The 22,236-nt window shown below is 43.0% G+C and carries 18 protein-coding genes and 1 tRNA gene; 11 read left to right on the top strand and 8 right to left on the bottom strand.

From position 1 onward, the window contains the following. The first annotated feature begins 7 nt into the window (after positions 1-7). Positions 8-1,360 (top strand): ABC transporter ATP-binding protein, encoded by a 1,353-nt coding sequence (locus ACI2JM_RS02965; protein ID WP_404641976.1) that lies wholly within the window; start codon positions 8-10, stop codon positions 1,358-1,360. 157 nt (positions 1,361-1,517) lie between these two features. Here ACI2JM_RS02965 and ACI2JM_RS02960 read toward each other — a convergent pair whose 3' ends face one another. Beyond that, a complete protein-coding gene (locus ACI2JM_RS02960) occupies positions 1,518-2,390 on the bottom strand; it encodes a methyltransferase domain-containing protein (protein ID WP_404641974.1) in 873 nt (290 codons plus the stop codon). A gap of 323 nt (positions 2,391-2,713) precedes the next feature. Here ACI2JM_RS02960 and ACI2JM_RS02955 point away from each other — a divergent pair, with 323 nt between their 5' ends. The 8 genes from ACI2JM_RS02955 (at position 2,714) to ACI2JM_RS02920 (ending at position 12,855) form a co-directional block, all read left to right on the top strand. After that, on the top strand, positions 2,714-4,411 hold the full coding sequence (locus tag ACI2JM_RS02955) for an alpha/beta hydrolase family protein (RefSeq protein ID WP_404641972.1): 1,698 nt from the start codon (positions 2,714-2,716) through the stop codon (positions 4,409-4,411). 491 nt (positions 4,412-4,902) lie between these two features. After that, entirely contained in the window at positions 4,903-7,722 is a 2,820-nt protein-coding gene (gyrA, locus tag ACI2JM_RS02950; protein ID WP_404641970.1) for a DNA gyrase subunit A, read from the top strand. 359 nt (positions 7,723-8,081) lie between these two features. Further along, positions 8,082-9,152, top strand: coding sequence for an EamA family transporter RarD (rarD, locus tag ACI2JM_RS02945; RefSeq protein ID WP_060490672.1), 1,071 nt, complete (start codon positions 8,082-8,084; stop codon positions 9,150-9,152). 241 nt (positions 9,153-9,393) lie between these two features. Then, positions 9,394-9,795: a hypothetical protein gene (locus tag ACI2JM_RS02940; RefSeq protein WP_404641968.1), complete on the top strand. Its 402-nt coding sequence runs from the start codon at positions 9,394-9,396 to the stop codon at positions 9,793-9,795. Positions 9,796-9,879: 84 nt separating this feature from the next. Beyond that, complete coding sequence (locus ACI2JM_RS02935; RefSeq protein WP_404641966.1) at positions 9,880-10,464, top strand: hypothetical protein; 585 nt, start codon at positions 9,880-9,882, stop codon at positions 10,462-10,464. A 199-nt stretch (positions 10,465-10,663) separates the two neighbouring features. Further along, entirely contained in the window at positions 10,664-11,332 is a 669-nt protein-coding gene (locus tag ACI2JM_RS02930) for a glutathione S-transferase (RefSeq protein WP_045444962.1), read from the top strand. A 93-nt stretch (positions 11,333-11,425) separates the two neighbouring features. Then, a complete protein-coding gene (locus ACI2JM_RS02925; protein ID WP_404641964.1) occupies positions 11,426-11,695 on the top strand; it encodes a hypothetical protein in 270 nt (89 codons plus the stop codon). A 32-nt stretch (positions 11,696-11,727) separates the two neighbouring features. Continuing rightward, positions 11,728-12,855 (top strand): ribonuclease Z, encoded by a 1,128-nt coding sequence (locus tag ACI2JM_RS02920; protein ID WP_404641962.1) that lies wholly within the window; start codon positions 11,728-11,730, stop codon positions 12,853-12,855. A gap of 39 nt (positions 12,856-12,894) precedes the next feature. On the opposite strand, the gene ACI2JM_RS02915 is transcribed toward ACI2JM_RS02920, so the two are convergent. Continuing rightward, positions 12,895-13,857, bottom strand: coding sequence for an ATP-binding protein (locus tag ACI2JM_RS02915; RefSeq protein ID WP_404641960.1), 963 nt, complete (start codon positions 13,855-13,857; stop codon positions 12,895-12,897). A gap of 69 nt (positions 13,858-13,926) precedes the next feature. Between ACI2JM_RS02915 and ACI2JM_RS02910 the strand changes: the two genes are divergently transcribed. Further along, positions 13,927-14,949, top strand: a complete 1,023-nt coding sequence (locus ACI2JM_RS02910) for a serine/threonine-protein kinase (RefSeq protein WP_404641958.1) — start codon at positions 13,927-13,929, stop codon at positions 14,947-14,949. An 86-nt stretch (positions 14,950-15,035) separates the two neighbouring features. On the opposite strand, the gene ACI2JM_RS02905 is transcribed toward ACI2JM_RS02910, so the two are convergent. From ACI2JM_RS02905 to ACI2JM_RS02880, 6 genes are all read right to left on the bottom strand, one after another. After that, positions 15,036-15,461, bottom strand: a complete 426-nt coding sequence (locus ACI2JM_RS02905) for a hypothetical protein (protein WP_060490678.1) — start codon at positions 15,459-15,461, stop codon at positions 15,036-15,038. Then, complete coding sequence (locus ACI2JM_RS02900) at positions 15,458-15,988, bottom strand: hypothetical protein (protein WP_060490679.1); 531 nt, start codon at positions 15,986-15,988, stop codon at positions 15,458-15,460. Before ACI2JM_RS02900 ends, ACI2JM_RS02905 begins: the two co-directional genes overlap by 4 nt. Before the next feature lie 11 nt (positions 15,989-15,999). Continuing rightward, complete coding sequence (locus ACI2JM_RS02895) at positions 16,000-16,395, bottom strand: outer membrane protein assembly factor BamE (RefSeq protein ID WP_201539591.1); 396 nt, start codon at positions 16,393-16,395, stop codon at positions 16,000-16,002. A 341-nt stretch (positions 16,396-16,736) separates the two neighbouring features. Further along, a tRNA-Leu gene (locus ACI2JM_RS02890) sits at positions 16,737-16,821 on the bottom strand. 215 nt (positions 16,822-17,036) lie between these two features. Next, a complete protein-coding gene (locus tag ACI2JM_RS02885) occupies positions 17,037-18,875 on the bottom strand; it encodes a sigma 54-interacting transcriptional regulator (protein ID WP_404641955.1) in 1,839 nt (612 codons plus the stop codon). Positions 18,876-18,958: 83 nt separating this feature from the next. Further along, a complete protein-coding gene (locus ACI2JM_RS02880) occupies positions 18,959-20,401 on the bottom strand; it encodes a nitrogen regulation protein NR(II) (RefSeq protein ID WP_404641953.1) in 1,443 nt (480 codons plus the stop codon). Between the two features lie 135 nt (positions 20,402-20,536). On the opposite strand from ACI2JM_RS02880, the gene rimO reads away from it, so the two are divergent. Beyond that, positions 20,537-22,144: a 30S ribosomal protein S12 methylthiotransferase RimO gene (gene rimO, locus ACI2JM_RS02875; RefSeq protein ID WP_404641951.1), complete on the top strand. Its 1,608-nt coding sequence runs from the start codon at positions 20,537-20,539 to the stop codon at positions 22,142-22,144. Positions 22,145-22,236: the final 92 nt, after the last annotated feature.

Genomic DNA, 22,236 nt, shown 5'->3' with positions numbered 1-22,236 from the left:
ACCGTCTATGTACACTGATTCAATGAAAGGCTCAGCAGACTCTAAATCAATCAATGCCAAGTCAATAAAGGCGAAGGCAAGACTGGAGCATATAAAAAAATTACCAGTTGCTCAAGTTAAGACGCCGCCCGCCCAGCCTAGTAAGTTTTTAGAAAAAAGCAGTGCTTTTAGCCAAGATGTTGAGACAGATATTGAGGCAGCTACGGCTACTAATCCTTATTTTAGTGTGCAAGATTTAATCGTTGGTTATGACGATACGATTATCGTCAATGGTTTGTCATTGGAATTGAAGCAAGGCGAGATTGGTTGCTTTTTGGGTTATAGCGGCTGCGGCAAGACCACGGCACTAAGAGCGATTGCAGGGCTGGAACAAAGCCGTGATGGTACGGTTCTCTTAAACAATCAATGTCTTACTGATAAAACTGACCGCAACTCGTATGCAGTCGCACCCGCCAAACGCGGTATGGGCATGGTGTTTCAGGACTATGCGTTATTTGGGCATTTGAGCGTGGCAAAAAACATCGCTTTTGGTCTGAATAAATGGTCTGCTGCTGACAAAAAAGCCCGTGTCGCTGAGATGCTAGAGCTGGTTGAATTGTCTGAGCATGCTGACAAACGTCCAAATGAGCTGTCAGGTGGCCAACAGCAGCGGGTGGCATTAGCCCGTGCATTAGCGCCAAAGCCAAAAATATTGCTACTTGATGAGCCGTTTTCTAATCTAGATGTGGTGCTACGTGAATCATTGGCAATGAATGTCCGTGATATTCTTAAACGCACCAATACCACGGCAATACTGGTCACTCATGATCAAAACGAAGCTTTTGCACTGGCTGATAAAGTGGGGGTGATGCATAAAGGTAAGCTGGTACAGTGGGCAACCCCAAGCGAGCTATATCATGAGCCAATCAGTCCTTTTGTCGCTGAGTTTGTCGGCGAAGGCGCGATGATAGATGGTATCATCAAAGAAGGCCATGTTGAGACGGCATTAGGCGATATCTATCGACGTATGGAGGTGTACGATGAATCAGGGTACCCACAGTATTGCGAGTACGATTATCCTAACGGCACACCGATTAAGGTGTTGGTGCGCCCTGATGATATCATTCATGATGATGAGAGCAACCAAACCGCTTTAGTCGTTGGACGCGTATTTCGCGGTGCCAACTATTTATATCGCTTGCAACTTGACGACGGGCAAACGGTACTGTCTTTAGTCGCCAGTCACCATAATCACGAGATTGGATCGCAGATTGGTATTTTACCTATACTAGAGCATGTCGTGGTATTTGATGAAAAAGACATCAATGCGACGAATTGGTCAGAGTATGATAGGTCAGAGAGAGTTGATGAGACAGAATAGTCGCAGCATTTATAAATGATTAGGGAATTAACCTCGCGATATGCACATAGCATGATATTGACGCTTGGCTGCCTTGTATCTACTTTATACCTATTTTAAACTGCGGCGATTATATTAATTTATGTTTATTTCAAACAACAGAGGCTTGCACTTACGCTTATCGCGTCGCCAATATGTGCAAATAACGTCCTAACCGTTTATATGGCTCTAATTGCGAGTAGCGCAGCTCCATGCGTATCACGGCCTCTGGGTCATTGTGACCACCACGCTTAAGCGGGGCATAATCATGAAAGACGCGCAGACCACTGGTGCGTATGGTCTGATAATGATGCGCAGCCAACCAAGATTCAACTTCTTCTTTGGCGACAGGATGGTTGGGCGTGAGGCTTTTTTTGTTATCCGCCTTATATTCTGTATTATCGAGTAAGTTGAAATTCCCCATGATCAGATTGCGATAATCAAAGCTTGCTGGGTTATAAAAGCATAAAGATAGCGCACCATTATCCGCTAGTTGCTGATCAAAAAAGTCCATCACCGCAGCGGGCTCTGCCAACCATTCAAGCAGCGCATGACACATGATTAAATCAAACTTTTCAATATTTTCTGTACCCAACTTTTCTGGCAGCTCCTGATAAGGGCAAACGTACCATGTGATATTCAGGTCTTCGTCTATCTGCACGGCACTCGCTTTCGCTTTTTCTAGCATATTGGCTGAGATGTCATTGATGACCAATGTATGACCTTGAGCTGCAAGCTCTATTGCAATCTGTGCCAGCCCTGCACCCACATCCAAGATACGTAAAGGTCGCCCAAGGCTTTTACTCATTTGCGCACTATATTCAAAGATATCACGGCGTAGCACCGCCAATCGAATATCGCCTTTTAAGCCACCGTAGACCTTTTTTTCGAAATGATCTGCAATCGCATTGAAGCTACGATCGGTACGTATATCGCCTGATGCGTCGATTGGTTGTGTCAGATCAACCGATTGGTTGTCATGTTCTTTGGTACTTTCACTATAGGTTTGCATAAAGCGCTATCTGTATTAGGGTGGTATTTTGGAACATCGTACAACAAAGACAAAATCTAAGCTAGGATTTGACGCCAATACTAGCTTTACCATAGCGTTAAATATGCTATTAAATACCTGTTTTCCAGTAGCTTTTCACAATATTTTACGGTATAAGTAGTAAGGTTTAAGAAACAATTATTGAGTAAGTTTTAATGAAAATATTTGATAATTCACTGTATTCGATAAAAACCAATCGATAAAAAGAGTCTGCCATACTAAAATTTTTTATTGTCAAGGACTCTCAGCAAACGTCTGATCTACCACCGCTAAGGACAGCAACCATGATCGTATCTAAATCTACTACCGCTATAAATGACAAATCACCTAGCAGTACCCATCAATCACTATCCATTACGACGGGCAAGCCTATGATGCTGCGCTGCCTATTATCGGTCGCCATTGCCAGTAGCTTGCTACTCGTCGGTTGTGGCGATGACAATGACAATGACTTTAATACTGTCATAGGCTCTGACTCTGTGACGTCAGTTAAATCAATCAGCTCATTTAACACCGCGCAAATAAATACCCAGTTCGGTCTTGATGGTACGGCAACCCCTGATGCCAAATGCGATATCAAAATCGAAAAAGTCAGCTATCCGACAGTCGGGGCAGCGGGTGAGCGTACCAACGCGACAGCAGCTTTGATGCTACCAAGTGGCGACAGTGCTGACTGTCAAGGCGATCGACCTATCTTGCTGTATGCCCATGGCACAACTACGGATAAAGGCTACGATTTTAGTCAAGTCGCTAATCCTCAAAATCCAGCCGCTGGTGAGTCGACATTAATCGCTGCCAACTTTGCGGCTCAAGGCTACATCGTCGTTGCACCAAACTATGCTGGTTATGATGAGTCTGATCTCGATTATCATCCTTATTTGGTAGCACAGCAGCAGTCGACCGACATGGTAGATGCTTTAGATAGTGCCCGCACAATCATCGAGCGACAGAAGCGTGCCAATAATACCAATTACGACAACATTGATGATTCAGGCAAGCTATTCATCGCAGGTTACTCGCAAGGCGGCTACGTCACTATGGCAACCGCTAGATTGCTAGAGTCACAAAACAAGCCAATCACTGCCATTGCGCCTTCATCAGGACCTTATGCTTTAGCAGCATTTGGCGATGAAATATTTAGAGGAAACGTCAATATTGGAGCGTCTAGATTTGCGCCATTACTTGGCATTGGTTTACAAGAAAAGTATGGCGATATTTATGGTAAAAAATCAGACATATTCTTGGATAAGTATGCCGATGCCCAGTTACCAAGTGAGACAGCATTTGGCGACTTAGTCGCGGCGGGCAAACTGCCCAATAATGCTCTATTTCAAAAGAACCCTACCGATGCAATATTTACTGGTTTATCACAAGGGAAGTTGTTTTCTGTGCTGGGCGGTTATGATGAAAATGACTATTTGATTAAGACGGATTTTCGCGCAGCTTATGTAGCGGATACCATTAAGCATCCCGATGGGTTAATGACAGAAAACGGCAACAAAATGCCAACTGTAGCCCCTGAGAATAACTTACGTAAAGCACTAAAGGATAATGACTTACGTGGCTATGTGCCGACAATGCCGACACTTATTTGTGGCGGTAACCAAGACCCGACGGTTTATTTTGATACTAATACAGGCTCTATGGTAGAAATATTACAAGCAGCCTCTGACAAAAACTCCGCCAAAAAGCTCAATATTACGGTATTGGATGTCGATAAAGACAATGTTGCCGAGCGTCCAGATAAATCGACCTTTATGATGATTGGAGAGGCATCAATGAACAAATGGAATGCCACTGATATCGTAACCAATGTACAAACAAACTTCAGCAATAGCGTTGAAAAGGTGAAAGCGGATGCGACTGCACAAGGTGGCGTGCCGTTATTGGCTTTTTATACCAACTATCATGGCGGCTTAGTTAGCCCAGCTTGTACGCAAGCCACACGTGAGTTCTTTAATCAGGAATTTAAACCTGCTTAATAGAGGTCATTTTAACCATAAAAAATAGCCTGACTATCGAAAAGACTGTATCCACTGGATGCAGTTTTTTCATGAATATCATTTAATCATTAATAAGAGAAAAATATGAAATCGATAATATTATCACTAATGGCCTGTGTCTTTATCATAGCTCCGATCAGTCAATCAAAACAAGTATGTCGTTAAAGTTGTTTTTACCCTTGTTATTAGAGTGAAAAAAACCGCTAATCAGCTGTTTTGCTTAATTTTAATAACAGCCAGACGCCCCTAAATCAGCAAATTTGTGCTAAAATAGCTTCTTTAATTGAACATTATTTTTAACAAAAACCGTATCACTATTTTCCTATTGTTTTGCACCTTTGACAGTGCTTTTTTAGGGTCACTATTCTGATAGTAGCTGCGCATTGATGCAGCTATATTTTTGTATAACCCATGAGTATCTTGAACAAACGTGTCAACATTAGAAAAACAATGTGAGTGAAGGAGTGTATATGAGCGAATCGGTCAGTCCTATTGGCATCGTAGAGGAACTAAAGCAATCCTATCTGGATTATGCGATGAGCGTGATTGTCTCGCGTGCGCTGCCTGATGTGCGTGATGGGTTCAAACCTGTACACCGCCGTGTGATGTACGCCATGCACGTGCTATCTAACGACTATAATAAGCCATATAAGAAGTCTGCACGTGTCGTCGGCGATGTCATTGGTAAATATCACCCACATGGCGATAGTGCGGTCTATGATGCCATTGTGCGGATGGCGCAGGATTTTAGTTTGCGTTATCCAATGGTTGACGGTCAAGGTAACTTTGGCTCAATCGATGATGATCCTCCGGCTGCCATGCGTTATACCGAAGTACGTATGACCAAGCTGACGCATCAGATGCTTGCTGATTTAGACAAAGACACGGTTGATTGGGAAGACAACTACGATGGTTCTGAGCGTATGCCTAGTGTCATGCCTGCGCGTGTTCCAAACTTACTAATCAATGGTGCGACTGGTATTGCTGTTGGTATGGCGACTAATATGGCGCCGCACAACCTGACAGAAGTGATTAATGCTTGTTTGGCTTATGCCGAAAACCCGCAAGTATCAGCTGAAGAGTTGATGTCACACATCTCAGGTCCTGACTTTCCTACAGGCGGTATCATTTATGGTCGCGCTGGTATTTTAGATGCTTATCGCACGGGTAAAGGTCGTTTGCACATCCGTGGTCGCTATCATATTGAAGCCATGAGTGATACGGGTGTCAACCGCGATCGTGAGCGTATTGTCTTTACCGAAGTACCTTATCAATCTAATAAAGCCAAAATGATTGAGCGTATCGCAGAACTCGTACGTGATAAAAAGATTGAAGGTATTAGCGAGATTCGTGACGAGTCTGACAAAGATGGTATGCGTATCGCCATTGATTTGCGTCGTGGTGAGACAGCTGAAGTCATCGTTAATAACTTGTTCTTGCAAACGCCGCTCGAATCAAGCTTTAGCATCAATATGGTGGCGCTCGATAATGGTCAGCCAAAATTATTAACTTTGCGTCAGCTGATTGCCGCCTTTGTACGTCATCGCCAAGAAGTGGTGACACGCCGTACGATTTATGAGTTAAACAAAGCGCGCGTCCGTGGTCATTTGCTCGAAGGTTTGACCGTTGCATTAGCCAATATCGACGAGATTATTGCAACGATTAAAGCCTCTGCAAACCGCGGTTTGGCACGTGAAAGCTTATTAAATAACACGTGGGGTTCAGGTAGCGTGGTGGCGATGTTGACCGCTGCTGGTAGCCAATCTGTGCGTCCTGACTATATCGAAGGCGAAGATCCTAAAGCACCATTTGGCTTGATTGAGGGCGAAGAACGTTATCGCTTATCACTTGAGCAGGTCAACGCGATTTTAGATATGCAGTTGCATCGTCTAACGGGTCTTGAGCAAGACAAATTGACCGAAGAATATCAGGATTTGCTACGTGAAATCGCTCATTTAGAGTCTATTCTTGGTGATTTTGATAAGCTAATGACCATTATCTCCAATGAGATGATTGAGATTCGTGATAACTTTGGTGATGAGCGCCGTACCGATATTATTGACTCACGTACTGACTTTAACCGTGAAGATTTGATTCCTGAACAGACGGTTGTCATGACAGTCTCACGTACTGGTTATGCAAAAACTCAGCCGATTGACGATTATGTCGCGCAAAAACGTGGCGGTAAAGGTAAGTCTGCAACCGCAATGAAAGAAGATGATGTGATTGATCATTTGGTTGTGACCTCAACGCATGCTACCGTATTGTGCTTCACGGATAGCGGTCGTGTCTTTAGCTTACGTGGTTTTGAAGTGCCGATTGCCAGTCGCGGTGCTCGTGGTCGTCCATTAGTGAATTTAATTGGCTTAAATCCTGATGAAACTGTTACTACGATACTACCGATTCCAAAAATAGTGGAAGAGCTATCGGTAAAAGGTGACGCATTAACAGATGATCTAATAGATGGAGATGATGATTCATTAGACGCTAGCACGCAAGCAGAGCCACCTTTTGTGTTCTTTGCAACTGCCAATGGTACGGTGAAGCGGGTAGAGCTTAAGCAGTTTGCCAATATTCGCTCGAACGGCTTGATTGCGGTTGGACTAGAAGAGGGCGATAAGCTGGTCAGTGCTCGTATCACTAATGGTAGCCAAGAAGTGATGTTGTTTGCATCCAGTGGTAAAGCCATTCGTTTTGATGAAAATGATGCTCGTGTGATGGGTCGTACGGCTAAAGGTGTCCGTGGTATGCGTTTGGCGGCTAATGAGTCTATAAAATCATTGGTTGTGATCGAAGATGATGTACGCGAAATCCTTATTGCTTGTGAAAACGGCTTTGGTAAACGTACCTTTATCGATGAGTTCAATACCCAAAATCGTGGCGGCGGCGGTGTAATTGCCATCAAAACCAGTGAGCGTAATGGTGCGCTAGTAAGAGCCACTAAGGTTGACTCTACAGACGATATTATTTTAATCTCCGACAAAGGTACGTTGGTTCGTACGCCCGTTGAGCATGTCGCTAGCTCTGGTCGTAATACGCAAGGTGTGACGCTGATTCGTCTATCAAAAGACGAGAAGCTGGTCGCTATGGCGCGTGTTGAGCATGAAGAAGGTGACGATGAGCTGATTGATGCCATGAGAGAAGACGGTACATTTGATGTGGCAGGTCAAGAGCAGATAGATATCGATGCGGCGACTGGCAATACAGCAACGAATGACGTTATGGATATTGCTACTGACAATGAATTAGATGTTGACAGTACAGACGGTGAAAACGCAGACGACGAATAAATGTCTCAGTAGTTAGCTTTTTGATCTAGTCTTATATGATTGTTCTATAAAAAGCCTCTGACGTTATCGTCGGAGGCTTTTATTTTTTTCTGTATGTTATCTATTGTTAGAGTCTGCCTTTAGGGTGTGTCATCAATTAGCACATTAGTACGTTTAGTGGTCTTAAAATGGCTAAATTTTGCTAAACATCGTCAGCAATTTTGTCAATATGTTCATATTAACGGCAATTGCTTCCTTGTTTATCTACAATTTTTCTCATTTTAAGCCTCACAATCTAATTGATGACACGCCCTAAGTTTCTGCTGCTCTAATTTTTTATAAATAATGCCCATAAAGTTCTATTTTTTAAGGCTGTTGTTATGCTCTCGACCAATCAAACTTTTCAAGGAACCCTTGCTTCGATATCATCGAGCTTTTTATTTTCGATGATGTTCGTGTTTGGGCTATTTATGCTGCCTTTGACAGGTACGCAGGTAGCCTCATGGCGCGTGCTCATGATGCTGCTAAGTTTGCTATTGTTGGTCAGTTTTACCAAGCAATGGCAACACGTTTTTGATTATCTCAAAACCTTAAAAACTCCGAAAGAGTGGCTGATATTTATTTTGCCCACACCGATTTTGGGTGGTCAAATTTGGCTATTTATGTGGGCACCAGTCAATGGCTTTGGTCTGGATGTCACCTTGGGCTATTTTTTATTACCGCTGGTGATGATTGTACTTGGTCGATTTTTTTATCACGAGCATATGAGTGCGTTGCAGTGGGTGGCCGCGCTATGTGCAGCCTTAGGTATTGGCTATGATATCTTTCAATATGGCTCAGTATCTTGGGTAACGTTGTTTGTGTGCTTGGGCTATCCACCTTATTATCTATTGCGGCGTAAACTGGCTGTGCCGCCTATCACAGGGCTGTTGTCTGATTTGGCTTTGTTAACGCCAGTGGTGCTCATTATGTTGTATTTTAGCGGTGGCTTTAGTACGGCAGCACAGGACATCAAGTTCTGGTATTTATTACCACTGCTAGGAGCCTTTAGTGCACTGGCGATGTCCTTAACCATGATTGCCAGTAGTAAATTACCCGTGTCATTATTTGGGGCATTAAGCTATGTCGAACCTATGCTGCTGTTTGTTTTATCCATCACCGTTCTAAGTCAAAGCCTCGATGAGGGCGGCTCTTTGTTCATGTATGGTATGGTAAGTTTGGCATTACTGGTGATGATTGCTGATAGTATAAAAGGTTATCTTAAGCGCCGCCGTGACAATCATTTGCATGGCTATCGAGAGCCACAAGTGGGTGGGTTTCCGCCGCGTCGTCGTTTCATAGATCAGCGTATTGATGGGGTTTTAACCGCGCATCGTTTTCGCAAGATTCGGCGCTATCAAAAAAAGATGGATAGAATACAGCAAAAAATCGAGCAGTTGAGTGCAAAGTAAGATGCTGAATGGGTAGGTGAACGCTTTAGTGAAGCAGGTGTATTGCTTATCTATTCTGACTTTGACATAATACTGACCATAAGATAAACACGATATATTCCAAGTATTTATCTCAATCTTATATGATTGTGTTGTAGATAACAGAGTTTATAGATCAAAAAGCCTTCGACGTCCGCGTCGGAGGCTTTTGTTTTTTTCTAAAATTGCCAAGGACGTGCGCTCATTTTTCAAGGTTGTCGTTATGCTTACCAAGAATCAAACGTCGCAAGGTACCATCGCCGCAGTGGCAGCAAATTTTTTATATTCATTGCTATTCTTATTTGGTCTATTGATGCAGCCGTTGTCAGGGACGCAAGTCGCTTCTTGGCGCGTACTGATGATGCTATTGAGTCTGGTGCTGCTGATTAGTGTGCTTAAGCAGTGGCAGCATATTTTTGATTATCTAAAAACTCTAAAGACGCCCAAAGAATGGTTTTTATTTATCATACCCACACCAATATTGGGCGCGCAAATCTGGATATTTATGTGGGCACCTGTCAATGATTTGGGACTTGAGGTGACATTGGGTTACTTTTTATATCCAATGATTATGATTATGGTTGGTCGGTTTTTTTATAACGAAGACATGAGCTTGTTACAATAGATTGCCACCATTTGTGCAGGCGCAGGTATTGCTTATGACGTCTTTCAGTACGGCAGTATTTCTTGGGCGACTTTATTTGTTTGCTTGGGTTATCCGCCTTATTATCTACTGCGTCGTAAATTGGCAGTGCCGCCGATTACAGGGCTTATCTCTGACCTTGTGTTATTGACGCCGGTGGTGTTGATTGCTTTATATCTCAATGGCGGGTTTGCGCTGGCGATATCTACCGATAAGTTTTGGTATCTGTTGCCACTATTAGGCATTATCAGTACGGCTGCGATGTCGTTGACCATGGTTGCCAGCCAAAAGCTGCCCGTCTCATTATTTGGCACCTTATGCTACCTTGAGCCGATATTTTTATTCATATTTTCCATCACGATTTTGCATCAAAGTATCGATGAGGGCGGCTCTTTATTTATGTACGGCATGATTTTTGTCGCGTTGTTGATGATGATTGTGGATAGTGCGCTTGGTTATTTGGCACGTAAGCGTGATGGCCGTTTGCATGGTTATAATGAGCCACAAGTAGGTAGCTTCCCGCCACGTCGCCGTCTGAAAAACCGCCGTATTAAAGGTGTATTAACCGCGCATCGTTTCCGTAAAATTAGAAAGTATCAGCAAAAAATACATAAGATGACACGCAAAATTGAAGAGCTGCATTCAAAGTAGCGCCTGCCAGCAAGTCGATATAGATTTGACTTAGCAGGCAGTATTTTTCGTCATTACTCTACACAGTTTCTGTGTTAAAGAGGCATTAATTACGCTATTATCGATAGCATTGCTGCCACGCTTAACAACGTTTACCAATGAAATGCGTGGCACCAACTATACATATTATGACTTATTCACATTATAACTAGGATGGTTTATGTTACACCTTCATCATTTAGCAAATTCGCGCTCATTTCGTATTATTTGGCTGTTAGAAGAGCTTGGCGTCGATTATCAATTGACTTGCTATGAGCGCAATAAAGCATACCGCGCGCCTGACAGTTTAAAAAAAATACATCCGCTCGGTCATGCACCCATGTTAGAAGTAAATGACCGTGTGCTCATCGAATCAGGTTTTATTATCGAATACTTGTTGAAGCATTATGATAGCGAGAAACAGTTCAAGCCTGCGGATGATAATGAAGCGGCGTGGGAGGCTTACACGTTTTGGTTACATTTCGCTGAAGCATCCGTGATGCCGCCATTGGTCATGCGTTTGGTATTTACCAAAGTGGTCGAGCAGTCGCCCATGCTCATCAAGCCTGTGAGCAAAAGCATCCGCAATCAAGTCGAAAAAAATATGATAAGCAAAAGTCTAGATGCTATATTGGCGATGATGGAGCAGCATTTGCAAGACAATCATTGGTTTGCAGGGGCTGAATTTAGTGCCGCTGATATCCAAATGCATCTTGCGGTTGTAGGTGCTAATGCTGGTACAGGATTAGATAGCAGTAAATATGCCAATATCTTAATTTGGCTAAAACGCTGTGAAGAGCGTGATGCCTTTAAGCGTGCAGAAGAAAAGGGTGGTCGTTTGCAGTTCTAAAAGCGGCGCATTTAATCGTTCATAAATGACTGATTTGATATTAAAATGAAGGGTTTTGTTTATTCATAGACAAAACCTTTTTTAGGATAAGAAATGACAGACTTAAATAAATCGCATAACAAGCATACTGATGTTGATACTGGCATTGCTGCTAAGCCCGCGCTTGATACTACTGCTGACAATGTGAACCATCAGCAGGTATCCATTAAAGCATGGTCACAAAAATTGCTCGTGGTTATATTGTGTGTGGCCAGCTTTTATGGCGGCTGGAAATCTTATGAGTCCAATATAGTCAGTGAATGTACGGCCAATGGTGGGCAGATGGTTGCAGCGCAAAAAACCATGATGTGCCAATTGTCATAGCAGATAAGTATCATGTGTAAGAGAGGTAATCTATGTTGAAGCTGACTTTTTTGGGTACCTCTGCTGGTGTGCCAACCAAGCAGCGTAATGTGACTGCACTGGCGATTGAATGTCTGAATCCTCATACCTCTGGTTCACAGCAGGGCAATCAACCACAGAATGCCAATCAAAATAAAAAATCGCGTCCATGGCTACTGATGGATTGCGGTGAAGGCACGCAGCAGCAACTGTTACATACCAAACTGTCTTTGCATCAACTAGCCGCTATCTGTATCACCCATGTGCATGGCGATCATTGTTATGGTCTGCCAGGACTGTTGGCAAGTGCCGCGATGTCAGGACGCCATGAGCCATTGATCCTGATTGCTCCCAAAGCCATCGCGACATTGCTCGAAGCCATTACCTTAACCACGGAATTGTATTTACCCTTTGCTCTCAATTTTGTAGCCATTGAAGAGGTACTGTCTGAGCAAAGTGATACAAACAAGGTAAATATTCGCTTAAGCGACCAACATCAGCTTGATATCGATATCACGACGCTGTCACATCGGGTTGCTTCTCATGCATTTGGTATCACGCAGACTATCCATCATCGCACGCTTGATACGGATAAACTGCTAGCGCAAGGTATTCCTGCAAGCGCGCTATGGGGTAAATTGCAACAAGGTCACGATGTCATCACTGGAGATGGTCAGCAGTTATGTGCAGTAGATTATGTCAATGATGAACTATCACGAACGCGAGTAGTGGTGGCTGGTGATAACGATACGCCAGCGTCTCTCACTGCGGCGTTGGTTGATACGGATTTATTGGTGCATGAAGCGACGTATACGCATGAGGTGTTGACTAAGATTCAAGGCAAAAATCCAGAGTTTGATCCAATGCATAGTAGTGCGCAATCGGTGGCGGGTTTTGTAGAAAATAGTGGCGTAAATAATCTAATTTTGACTCACTTCAGCGCTCGTTATCAAAGCTTTGATAATCCTAATAGCAGCACGCCCAACATGGCGCATATTCGCTTGGATGCCGAAAGTGTTTATCAAGGTAATTTATGGTTGGCAGCCGATTTTGACCAATATATGGTCGATGGTGCCGTTGACTTGGCAGGTATTAACGAAAATAACCGCGTACAATATTTGGGTTCTGCACGCGGTCGTTAAGCACTGAGCGTCATCATAAACATAACTTTTAATGAAGCTTTACAATGGATTGTCTTCAGCTGCTAATCGTGTCTGTCCTATCCAGTAGCGGCTAAACTGATATGCCACACGTCCTGAACGTCCACCGCGCTCTGATGCCCAGCGCAACGCTGCTGCTCTGATGTTATCAGTTAGCGTCTTATTTTTTTCTTCATTATTACTTTCTTTAACGTCATTCGCATTATCTAGATGGCGGTTTGGCGAAAGTGATAAATAATGGCGCACGATGTGTAAATAGGTATTTTGATCCATTGGATGAAAGGACAACCAAAGCCCAAAGCGATCAGACAGCGATACCGTCTCATCAATGGTTTCATAAGGATTGACCTCATCGGTTTGACCGTTATAAATATTGACATTGTCTTTCATTAGCTGAGGCAATAGATGACGGCGATTACTGGTCGCATAGACCAGTAGCTTGTCTTGCTCTGAGTCTAGCGAGCCGTCCAATACGCTTTTTAATGTCCGATAACTTTCATCTTGACCGTTAAACGCCAAGTCATCACAGTACACCACATAATGACAGCCACAATCCGCTGGTAACGCATTAATGGCGGCACGTATCTTATCAAGCACGCGCAGGTCATCACGGGCAATTTCAATAATGCGCAGTCCCTCACTATGATAGGCTTGTAGCAATGCCCGAATCAGTGATGATTTGCCAGCACCACGTGTCCCTGTCATTAAGACATGATTGGCAGGATAGCCCTTTAGAAATTGCCGTGTGTTTTGTACCAGTTTTGCCTTTTGCGTATCGATACCATGCAAATCATCTAAACTTAAAAATAAGTTCACTGCCAATGGCTCCAAATGTCCATTATGACCACCGACCCAGCGATAGGCCAACTGTGCAGGGTCAATCTCGATAGTTGGCGTGACTTGCTCTTGTAGATACTGTCCGAGTAAATCCAATAAATGGTCGGGTAGGGCGTAATTCGTAACAGGCTTAGTGGATTGGGGCATAATACTCAGTCGCTCATAAAAATTAAAATGACGTTCGGCATACTAGCTATATAGAGGTATCACTTTACCATGAAAAATAGTGCCAGTAATTCCTCTAATGCAAAAGCGTGTGCAAAACAAGCATTACAAATGCAAGCGCAGCAAATGTTGCCAACATTGACTACGTTATTCTCAAGCTTGAATTATAGCGAGATTTCGCATCAGCGCATCAGCCAGCAAGCTCAGAATAACGAGAATGACTTTCAAGGCTTGACGCGTGCCCAGCATCCACAATTTGGTCGAGTGATGATTAAATGGCAGTTAACGGCTGCTAGCAATCAAAATTTGGCTGGCTTAACCCATGAAATCGGTGTTCTAAAATCTATCAATAATTTATCAGCCAATCAAAATAGATTTCAAGACAGTCTTTTTGCTATTGCTCCGCCAATGCTCGCTTATGAAACTCTAAGGGTACAGGTACTAGATCAGTTTTCGCAGCTGACGATACTCACCATGCCATATTATCCCAGTGGTAGCTTAGCAACTCAGCTTAATGTTCGAAATCATTCGTTATTAAATTCTCAACGAAAGCATCATTTTATGGTGCAATCTGCGCACCTTATCGCCACTCTACATAGTGCTGGCTGGTTACATAATGATATTAAGCCCAGTAATATTTTGCTAGATGATTTTTTGCCAAATCATGCGGATAATAGCTGTATCAAGGCTGATTTATTGTTAAACGATTTTGCCTTAGCTAAGCCAATTAGTAAATCAATAGAGACTAGTCTTGCTGGTACACCAGCGTATCTTGCCCCTGAACGCTGGCAAAGTAAGAGTCAGAGTGCGACAGTGCAAAGTGATATCTATGCGTTTGGTATTATGATGGTTGAAATACTAACAGGCAAGCGACCGTTTCAGATATGTGCTAACAGTAATGACAAATTAAAAGCATGGGCGATTCAGCATTGCCAACAGCCTATTCCAACCTTACCGTTAGAATATAGTCACTATCAAGGTATCATTAATAAAGCATTGGCAAAGCGGGTGGAGAGAAGGTATCAGAGTATGGAAGAGGTGTTGAAGAGTTTAGAGCAATTACGAATTTACTAAGAGTACAGTTTTATGTGGAAGGAGTTAAATAAAAAACCCACTATTTAGTGAGTTTTTTTTATTTTTAATGGTTAGGATATTATGTTTTACTCTACAGCATTATCTGATAAGAAAAGCGACTTCGATAAAGATGAGAAGAAATCTTGATATATTTTAGGATTCTCAATTGGCTTTAGGTTGTACTGAGCGTTAGCTCTAACGATTACAGACTTGCTAGAAGAAGACGGTCTCGCGGTTACAGTCATTCTAACCTTGTTGCCATTATACAATCTCGTCGCTGAAACAGTACCAAGGTCGGTATCAGCCTTATCAATTACAAAGCTCAAATCCTGTAACGTTGATATGACATTTCTAACAACTACAGTTTTATCACTAGTATCAAAAGATCTAGTTTGCATACTACGTAATTCTACTTGATTGTCAGCGCCTAAAATTCTGGCATCATGAGTTGTAGCGCAACCAGTAATCAAAGTTAGACAAGCTGCGAATAAAGCTATTTTTAATGTATTCATATTTTTTGAGCCTCTAAGAATACTGATTTAGATAGTTTGTTAAAGAATTCAGCATATAGCTCTTCTGTTTTCATTGTTTCGGCTTTGGTTACCTGTCCTTGTGTATTCGTCACAATGCGTTGAAAAGTAGCTCTAGCTAAATAACCATTTTTATTGTTTTTAGACGGTAATGTTACGAAACTAACTTTTATCTGTTGCTGGCTATCAATCGACATGTTTCCGCCACCAAGTACCGCTAGTAATACAGCACCCGCTATCTGCGCATTGTTAGTAGCATCTACAGTTTTAGATGCGGTCACAACACCTGATTTTGTCTCTGTTTCATCTATTGAATATCCCATGTCTTGTAACACAGCTACCCCAGCCGAAAGAAGCTCTACCTCGTTGCTTGTTTCAAAAAATCTCGATTGCATTTGTCGATCTTGTAATGAGGTCTCTGCTACTTGAAATAAGTTTTCTGGTGGAGTGGTTGCACAGCCTGTTATTCCTAAGGCACAAGCAACAAATATATATTTCAGTTTTTTCATTTAGCTGGCCTTTAGAATTTTGAGGAATGGTATGCAAAGTCTCTTACCAAGTTTTGCTCATCAAATTTTATTATGATAGTCAGCGTTCTTTGTGATCTAGACGATGCTCCTGAGCTAGTCTGGCCACCAGCTAAAACAGCAAATACCCAGCCTGTACTTGATGACTGCACGGTATCTGTTGCTACCTTATCGTAAACCCAAACTTCTCTTCTTTTGTCGTCAGTAGAAACCATATTTGGTGAGCCAAGTGCCTGCAACACATCTGCGCCACTCATTCCAACTTTAATCTGTTTTTGAACAACCCCTACAGAGATGTTTCCATTGTTTTGGACTTGGGCAGCATGCTCAGATGCTGAAACACAACCAACCAATGATAGGGCAGCCAACAAGGCAACTATAGTTTTCATTATCTTTCCTTTTGGACTATCAATAAACTTAACTCTTTTATTTAAGTATGATGTTTATAGAATATCTCATACCTAAGCCTGTCAAGGGTAATGTAAACAAAAAGTTAACTAATGTAAACAATTAGTCGTTAGTATTACTAATTAATTATAAATATTGTTTTATTGTAATTATTAGATGGGTGTGGGTTTTTATTCCAAAATACTAATCTGGTATTAAAGAAAAGCGAAGGAGATCTGAATTAGTTTTGAAGTGAGTGTTTGTTTTCCGACAAAATACAGACACAAAAAAACCTGCTAAAAAGCAGGCTTTGATATTTGGTCTAAGATGTACTATCCGAAAATGGTGGGGCTGGAGAGACTCGAACTCTCACACCTTGCGGCGCCAGAACCTAAATCTGGTGCGTCTACCAATTCCGCCACAGCCCCATTTTCCGTTACTCTATCATTATTAGCGTTTAAACTCAAACACAATATAGACAGTTAACTGATTCGGTAGTGCGTCTCAGTGGTTGGTTATTATATAGAGTTTGAAACGTTTGGCAACCCCTATTTGCAATTATTTTTAAATATTTATCATTTATTTTCACTTATTTTTATAAGCTATTGATATGAATGGTATTCATGTTTATGAGTTTGCGCCTTTAATAACGATTATTTTGCCCTTCTGCTGAAGAAATATCTAATTGCTGTAATTTACGTGTCAGGGTATTGCGCCCCCAACCGAGTAAATTAGCAGCAGCGATCTTTTTGCCACCACTATGGTTGAGCGCTGCCGTCAATAAAACGCGTTCAAACTCAGGGGTTGCCGTCTGCAAGATATCGGTTTCTCCTGTTTGTAGAGATTGCTCAGCCCAAGCAGCCAATGCTTGTTGCCAACTTGAACTGTGGGAATGAGGGCGTATTTGCTCATTGTGAGTCATAGCTTGTGTAGGCTGACTTTGCTCTTGATACGCTTCTAAATCAGACGAGATATTTTCAAGCAGCTCTGGTGGCAAATCATCCACCATCACGGTGTCGCCTGTGGCCATCACCGTCAACCAAAGGCAGACATTCTCAAGTTGGCGGACATTGCCACGCCACTCAAAAGCCTGCATGATGTGTAGCGCTGTCGGATGCAGCTGTTTCTCTGCACTGTTCATCTGTTCAGCAGCCCGCTGCATAAAGTAATGGGCTAATGCTGGAATGTCTTCAGGTCGTGTCCGTAATGGCGGCAACGGCAAGCGAATTACATTGAGGCGATAAAACAGATCTTCACGGAATTTGCCTTGTTTGACCAGTTCTTCTAAGTTTTGATGAGTAGCGGCAATGATGCGTACATTCACTTTGACCGGCTGCTGTCCACCGACGCGAAAAAACTCACCATTGGCCAGTACTCGTAGCAGCCGAGTTTGGGTGCTATAAGGCATATCGCCAATTTCATCTAGAAATAATGTCCCACCATCCGCTTGCTCAAAACGACCTTGTCGCGTCGTCGTCGCACCAGTAAACGCCCCTTTTTCGTGACCGAATAATTCAGATTCAATCAAATCATGTGGAATGGCGGCCATATTTAGGGCAATAAAAGGCTGATGGTGACGCGGTGAATGCTGGTGCAACGCACTGGCGACCAATTCCTTACCCGTGCCTGATTCACCAGTAATTAAGACGGTAATAGGTGAGTGCGCTAAGCGCCCAATGGCACGAAACACCGTCTGCATCGCTTGAGATTGTCCAATGATGCCACTTGGATTGTCATTAGCGCTGATGGCAGGTTTAACTTTGATTTTAGGGCTGGATGTTTTATTGGTTTTGCTGACCAGAGTAGCCTTGCTAGCAAGCTTGGGCTTGGTATCAGGTTTTACCTTGATATTTGGTAAAGTATCTGATGAATTTTTGGTAATGGTCTTCGGAGCAGATTCAGCTGTAGAGTTTGCTGCCGCCGCTGCCAGCATATTGGGCTGATAATTAATGGCTTTATAAATCGTGACGACCGCATCATCTAAGTCAAAAGGTTTTGGCAGATATTCAAAAGCACCTGTTTGATAGCTGTTAATAGCAGAAGTGAGGTCGGAATGCGCCGTCATAATGACAATGGGCAGCTTAGGGAAGTGCTCATGTACCCAATCGCTAAAAGACAAACCATCCATCATGGGCATACGAATATCGGTCAATATCACATCGGGCAACTGAGCGGCTGATTCCTGCTGTTGCAAAATATCGTTGAGGCGTGTCCACGCCGCTTGTGCTTGAGTAAAGCTAATAACGTTTAAGCCTGCGTCTTCAAAAGTATCTGCCAACACCAAACGCAGGGCTGCATCGTCATCGATGAGCCATAACGTTGCAGGATTAGTATCAGGTGCATTATTGACCGTTACTTTCGTAGCTTGGTTATCAGGTTCTTGGTTATCAGACTCTCGGTTACTAGATTCTTGATTGTCTGATGTTTGGGCAGAGCCTTGATTGTCGCTGTTAGATGTGGCGTGGTCATTGTATGCAGTCATTTATCAGGCCTAATAAGCAAGTGATTCAGGGTGATTGTTTCATAGGTTAGGTCATGGTTTCTAAGCTTTGGGTGCTGGCTGTTTTAAGCATGGTGCGCTGGCTGATTGAAAGGCAAGTACAGCGTAAAACTGGTGTGTTGATGGTTATGGTCATTTTTAAGGCTGTCGTTCAGGCTTTTTGATTGCTGAGAGCTCACGTCAATCATACCATGGTGATGACTGATGATATCTTGCACGATAGACAATCCTAGCCCCGTTCCTGCGGCACGGCTGGTCACCATTGGGAAAAATATCTGTCCGATCAATGCAGGATCAATGCCTGAACCGTTATCGGCAATATTGATTTGTAGCACTTGCTTGTGCTGTTGCCCAGCAATGGTATGTTGAAAGGCAATTCGGGTTTGAATGTGTAGCGTTGGCTTGTAACTGTTGCTGTCGTTATTACTCGTTTGTGAAGTGACAGGTTGTTGCACCTTAGGCTCGGACAACTCTCTTTGCTGCAGCGTTTGCTCAAACTCAGTCATCGATTCACAGGCATTATTAATCAGATTTAAAAACACTTGTATTAGCTGATCTTTATCAGCGCATAACTCAGGCAATGACAAGTCATAATCGCGCTGTAGCGCCACTTGCGGATATTGATTGACGACCAAAGATAAAACATGCTCCAGTGGCTCATGGATATTTAGCGTTTGCCAATTTGGTAATTGATTGGAGCCAAGGAATTTCCCAATAAGATGGGTTAGACGGTCCGTTTCTGAGATGATGATATCAGTATAATTGCGCAGTTTTTCAGCCGTTTTTTGCAGATGGCTATTCGGGTTTACCATAGGGTTTGTACCAATAATAGCAGGAGGAGCACTATTAAGAGGCGAGGTGTCACTGAATTTGATGAATTGCCGCTGTAATAATTGCGCCGCCCCGCGAATACCGGCCAGCGGATTTTTGATTTCATGAGCGACCGAGCGCAGCATATGACGGGCAACATTATATTGTTGCTGCTGGCGTTGCTCCTCTGATATGCGACTTTGGCGATCCTTACCCCACATCTCAATAATAAAATAAGGTTGCTGCTCATAAATGACAGGGGTCACGCTATAATCAACCGAGAATGATAAATTACCATTTAGCGGTGTGCTGATAAGGTGATCATGATCGATAAAGGGTTGTTGATACTGCTTTGCTTGCTGAAATCGTTCTTTCAAAGAGCACGGTTGTTCATGGATATCTTCACCACTACTTTTATCGACAGTTATATGGTTGTCATGGTTGTCATGGTTATCACTGTCATAATTGCTATCGGCTGATTTCAACGTTTTGGATGCTTTGGATGCTTCGGATGCAAGCAGGGTCAATATAGACTGACCCAGTAAGCGTCCACTACTAATAGCGAGTAGTTGTTCGGCTTGGGCATTTAGCCAAGTGATCGATAAATCATCATTGATCCATAAAATAGCGGTGAACAAATGCTGTGACATAAATGCTAAGTCAGGTGTCGGTTTTACAGTTGTCAAATGGGTTGTCATGGCTATTGCCTAGAATAAAAGAAGACGCGATATAATATTTAACCATAAATCAACACTATAGAGAGGCAAAACTGGCGATTTTTGCAAAAAAAACGTACAATGCGCACAGCCAATTTATCTCTAGCAAGGTCAGCCATGCCCAACACTTCTACCGAGTCGGTTAATACGACTGTTACTACCTCACCGTCAATTTCTACGCCAACAGATTCTATGTTAAAAGACACTGCCACCGTTTTTAATCCTGCCAAACCAAATATAGCACAAGACAATCAGGCAGATGTTAGTCAAGCAAACACTAACCAACCTTACCATCATAAAGCCAATCACAATCAAAACCGTAGCATTGAGCAAAGCAGCGATGTGACTTCAGGTGCTTTATCGACTGAAAATGCGCCAGTGAATGCAGCGCCAAAGATTGGGTTTGTGTCACTAGGTTGCCCAAAAGCACTGGTAGATAGCGAGCGCATTATCACTGAGCTTAGCCGTGATGGTTATCAAGTGGCGAGTGATTACGAAGGTGCAGATCTAGTTGTCGTGAATACTTGCGGTTTTATTGAGTCAGCAGTACAAGAGTCGCTTGATGCCATCGGCGAAGCGATTAGCAAAAACGGTAAAGTCATCGTCACAGGTTGCTTGGGTAAAGAAGCAGATAAAATCCGTGAAATGCATCCCGCTGTATTGGCAGTAACTGGCGCGCATGCTTATGATGAGGTCATTAGAGCCGTTTCGCTGCATGTGCCCAAGCCTGACCGCAGTCAGGACGCTAGTTATGATCCAAAGATAGATTTGATTAATGAGGCGGGTATCAAATTGACGCCAAGCCATTATGCTTATCTAAAAATATCGGAAGGCTGTAACCATCGTTGTACTTTCTGCATCATTCCAAGCTTACGTGGAGACTTGGTTTCACGTCCGATTGATAGCGTGATGAATGAAGCGCTGGCGCTGAAAAATGCTGGCGTGAAAGAATTGCTTATTATTTCGCAAGATACCTCTGCTTATGGTCTAGATTTGAAATATAAGACCAGTTTTTGGAATGGTATGCCGCTGAAGTCGAAGTTTTATGACTTGTGCCAAGCCTTAAATGACTTAGGCATTTGGGTGCGCTTGCATTATGTCTATCCGTATCCGCATGTCGATAAAGTGGTTGAGCTAATGGGCGAGAAAAAGCTACTGCCTTATCTCGATATTCCGTTTCAACATGCCAGCCACCGCATCCTAAAAGCGATGAAACGCCCAGCGCATAGCGAAAACACCTTGGCGCGTATCCATGCATGGCGTGAGATTTGCCCTGATATCGTCATTCGCTCAACCTTCGTTGTTGGCTTCCCTGGCGAGACAGAAGAAGATTTCCAATGCCTGCTTGATTGGTTAGTAGAAGCTCGCCTTGATCGTGTTGGCGCATTTACCTATTCAGAAGTCGAAGGCGCAGTGGCTAATGACCTGCCAAATCATGTGCCAGAAGAGATTAAGCAAGAGCGCTATGAGCGTTTTATGACGCTGCAACAAGACATCTCAGCGCAAAAGCTACAAGAGAAAGTCGGTAAAACCTTAATGGTATTGGTCGATGAGATTGATAGTGAAGAGGGCATTGCGATTTGCCGTAGCTACGCTGATGCACCAGAGATTGATGGTCATGTCTACGTTGATGAGATTACCGCTCAAGTTAAGGTCGGACAATTCCTAACGGTTACGATTGACGACGCTAGCGAATATGATTTGTTTGCCAGTTACAAAGGCTAAGCAGTCACTGTAGCTGATTAGTCACTACAATATACGAGTGAAAATTGCCCAATCGCGGGCAGTTTTTGCTACAATTAGCGCAATTTAGCCTT

This window comes from Psychrobacter sp. NPDC064578, from assembly GCF_044901245.1.
GTDB lineage: Bacteria > Pseudomonadota > Gammaproteobacteria > Pseudomonadales > Moraxellaceae > Psychrobacter > Psychrobacter cibarius_C.
This window is presented reverse-complemented; position numbering and strand designations above follow the sequence as displayed.

What these genes read in the sequence shown, in the direction of transcription:
- ACI2JM_RS02900 (WP_060490679.1), bottom strand. Translation starts at nt 15,988, where the DNA reads ATGAAAAAACTGAAATATATATTTGTTGCTTGTGCCTTAGGAATAACA.
- ACI2JM_RS02940 (WP_404641968.1), top strand. Translation starts at nt 9,394, where the DNA reads ATGCTTACCAAGAATCAAACGTCGCAAGGTACCATCGCCGCAGTGGCA.
- ACI2JM_RS02905 (WP_060490678.1), bottom strand. Translation starts at nt 15,461, where the DNA reads ATGAATACATTAAAAATAGCTTTATTCGCAGCTTGTCTAACTTTGATT.
- rarD (WP_060490672.1), top strand. Translation starts at nt 8,082, where the DNA reads ATGCTCTCGACCAATCAAACTTTTCAAGGAACCCTTGCTTCGATATCA.
- ACI2JM_RS02930 (WP_045444962.1), top strand. Translation starts at nt 10,664, where the DNA reads ATGTTACACCTTCATCATTTAGCAAATTCGCGCTCATTTCGTATTATT.
- ACI2JM_RS02965 (WP_404641976.1), top strand. Translation starts at nt 8, where the DNA reads ATGTACACTGATTCAATGAAAGGCTCAGCAGACTCTAAATCAATCAAT.
- ACI2JM_RS02925 (WP_404641964.1), top strand. Translation starts at nt 11,426, where the DNA reads ATGACAGACTTAAATAAATCGCATAACAAGCATACTGATGTTGATACT.
- ACI2JM_RS02885 (WP_404641955.1), bottom strand. Translation starts at nt 18,875, where the DNA reads ATGACTGCATACAATGACCACGCCACATCTAACAGCGACAATCAAGGC.
- gyrA (WP_404641970.1), top strand. Translation starts at nt 4,903, where the DNA reads ATGAGCGAATCGGTCAGTCCTATTGGCATCGTAGAGGAACTAAAGCAA.
- ACI2JM_RS02960 (WP_404641974.1), bottom strand. Translation starts at nt 2,390, where the DNA reads ATGCAAACCTATAGTGAAAGTACCAAAGAACATGACAACCAATCGGTT.
- ACI2JM_RS02880 (WP_404641953.1), bottom strand. Translation starts at nt 20,401, where the DNA reads ATGACAACCCATTTGACAACTGTAAAACCGACACCTGACTTAGCATTT.
- ACI2JM_RS02895 (WP_201539591.1), bottom strand. Translation starts at nt 16,395, where the DNA reads ATGAAAACTATAGTTGCCTTGTTGGCTGCCCTATCATTGGTTGGTTGT.
- ACI2JM_RS02955 (WP_404641972.1), top strand. Translation starts at nt 2,714, where the DNA reads ATGATCGTATCTAAATCTACTACCGCTATAAATGACAAATCACCTAGC.
- rimO (WP_404641951.1), top strand. Translation starts at nt 20,537, where the DNA reads ATGCCCAACACTTCTACCGAGTCGGTTAATACGACTGTTACTACCTCA.
- ACI2JM_RS02910 (WP_404641958.1), top strand. Translation starts at nt 13,927, where the DNA reads ATGAAAAATAGTGCCAGTAATTCCTCTAATGCAAAAGCGTGTGCAAAA.
- ACI2JM_RS02920 (WP_404641962.1), top strand. Translation starts at nt 11,728, where the DNA reads ATGTTGAAGCTGACTTTTTTGGGTACCTCTGCTGGTGTGCCAACCAAG.
- ACI2JM_RS02915 (WP_404641960.1), bottom strand. Translation starts at nt 13,857, where the DNA reads ATGCCCCAATCCACTAAGCCTGTTACGAATTACGCCCTACCCGACCAT.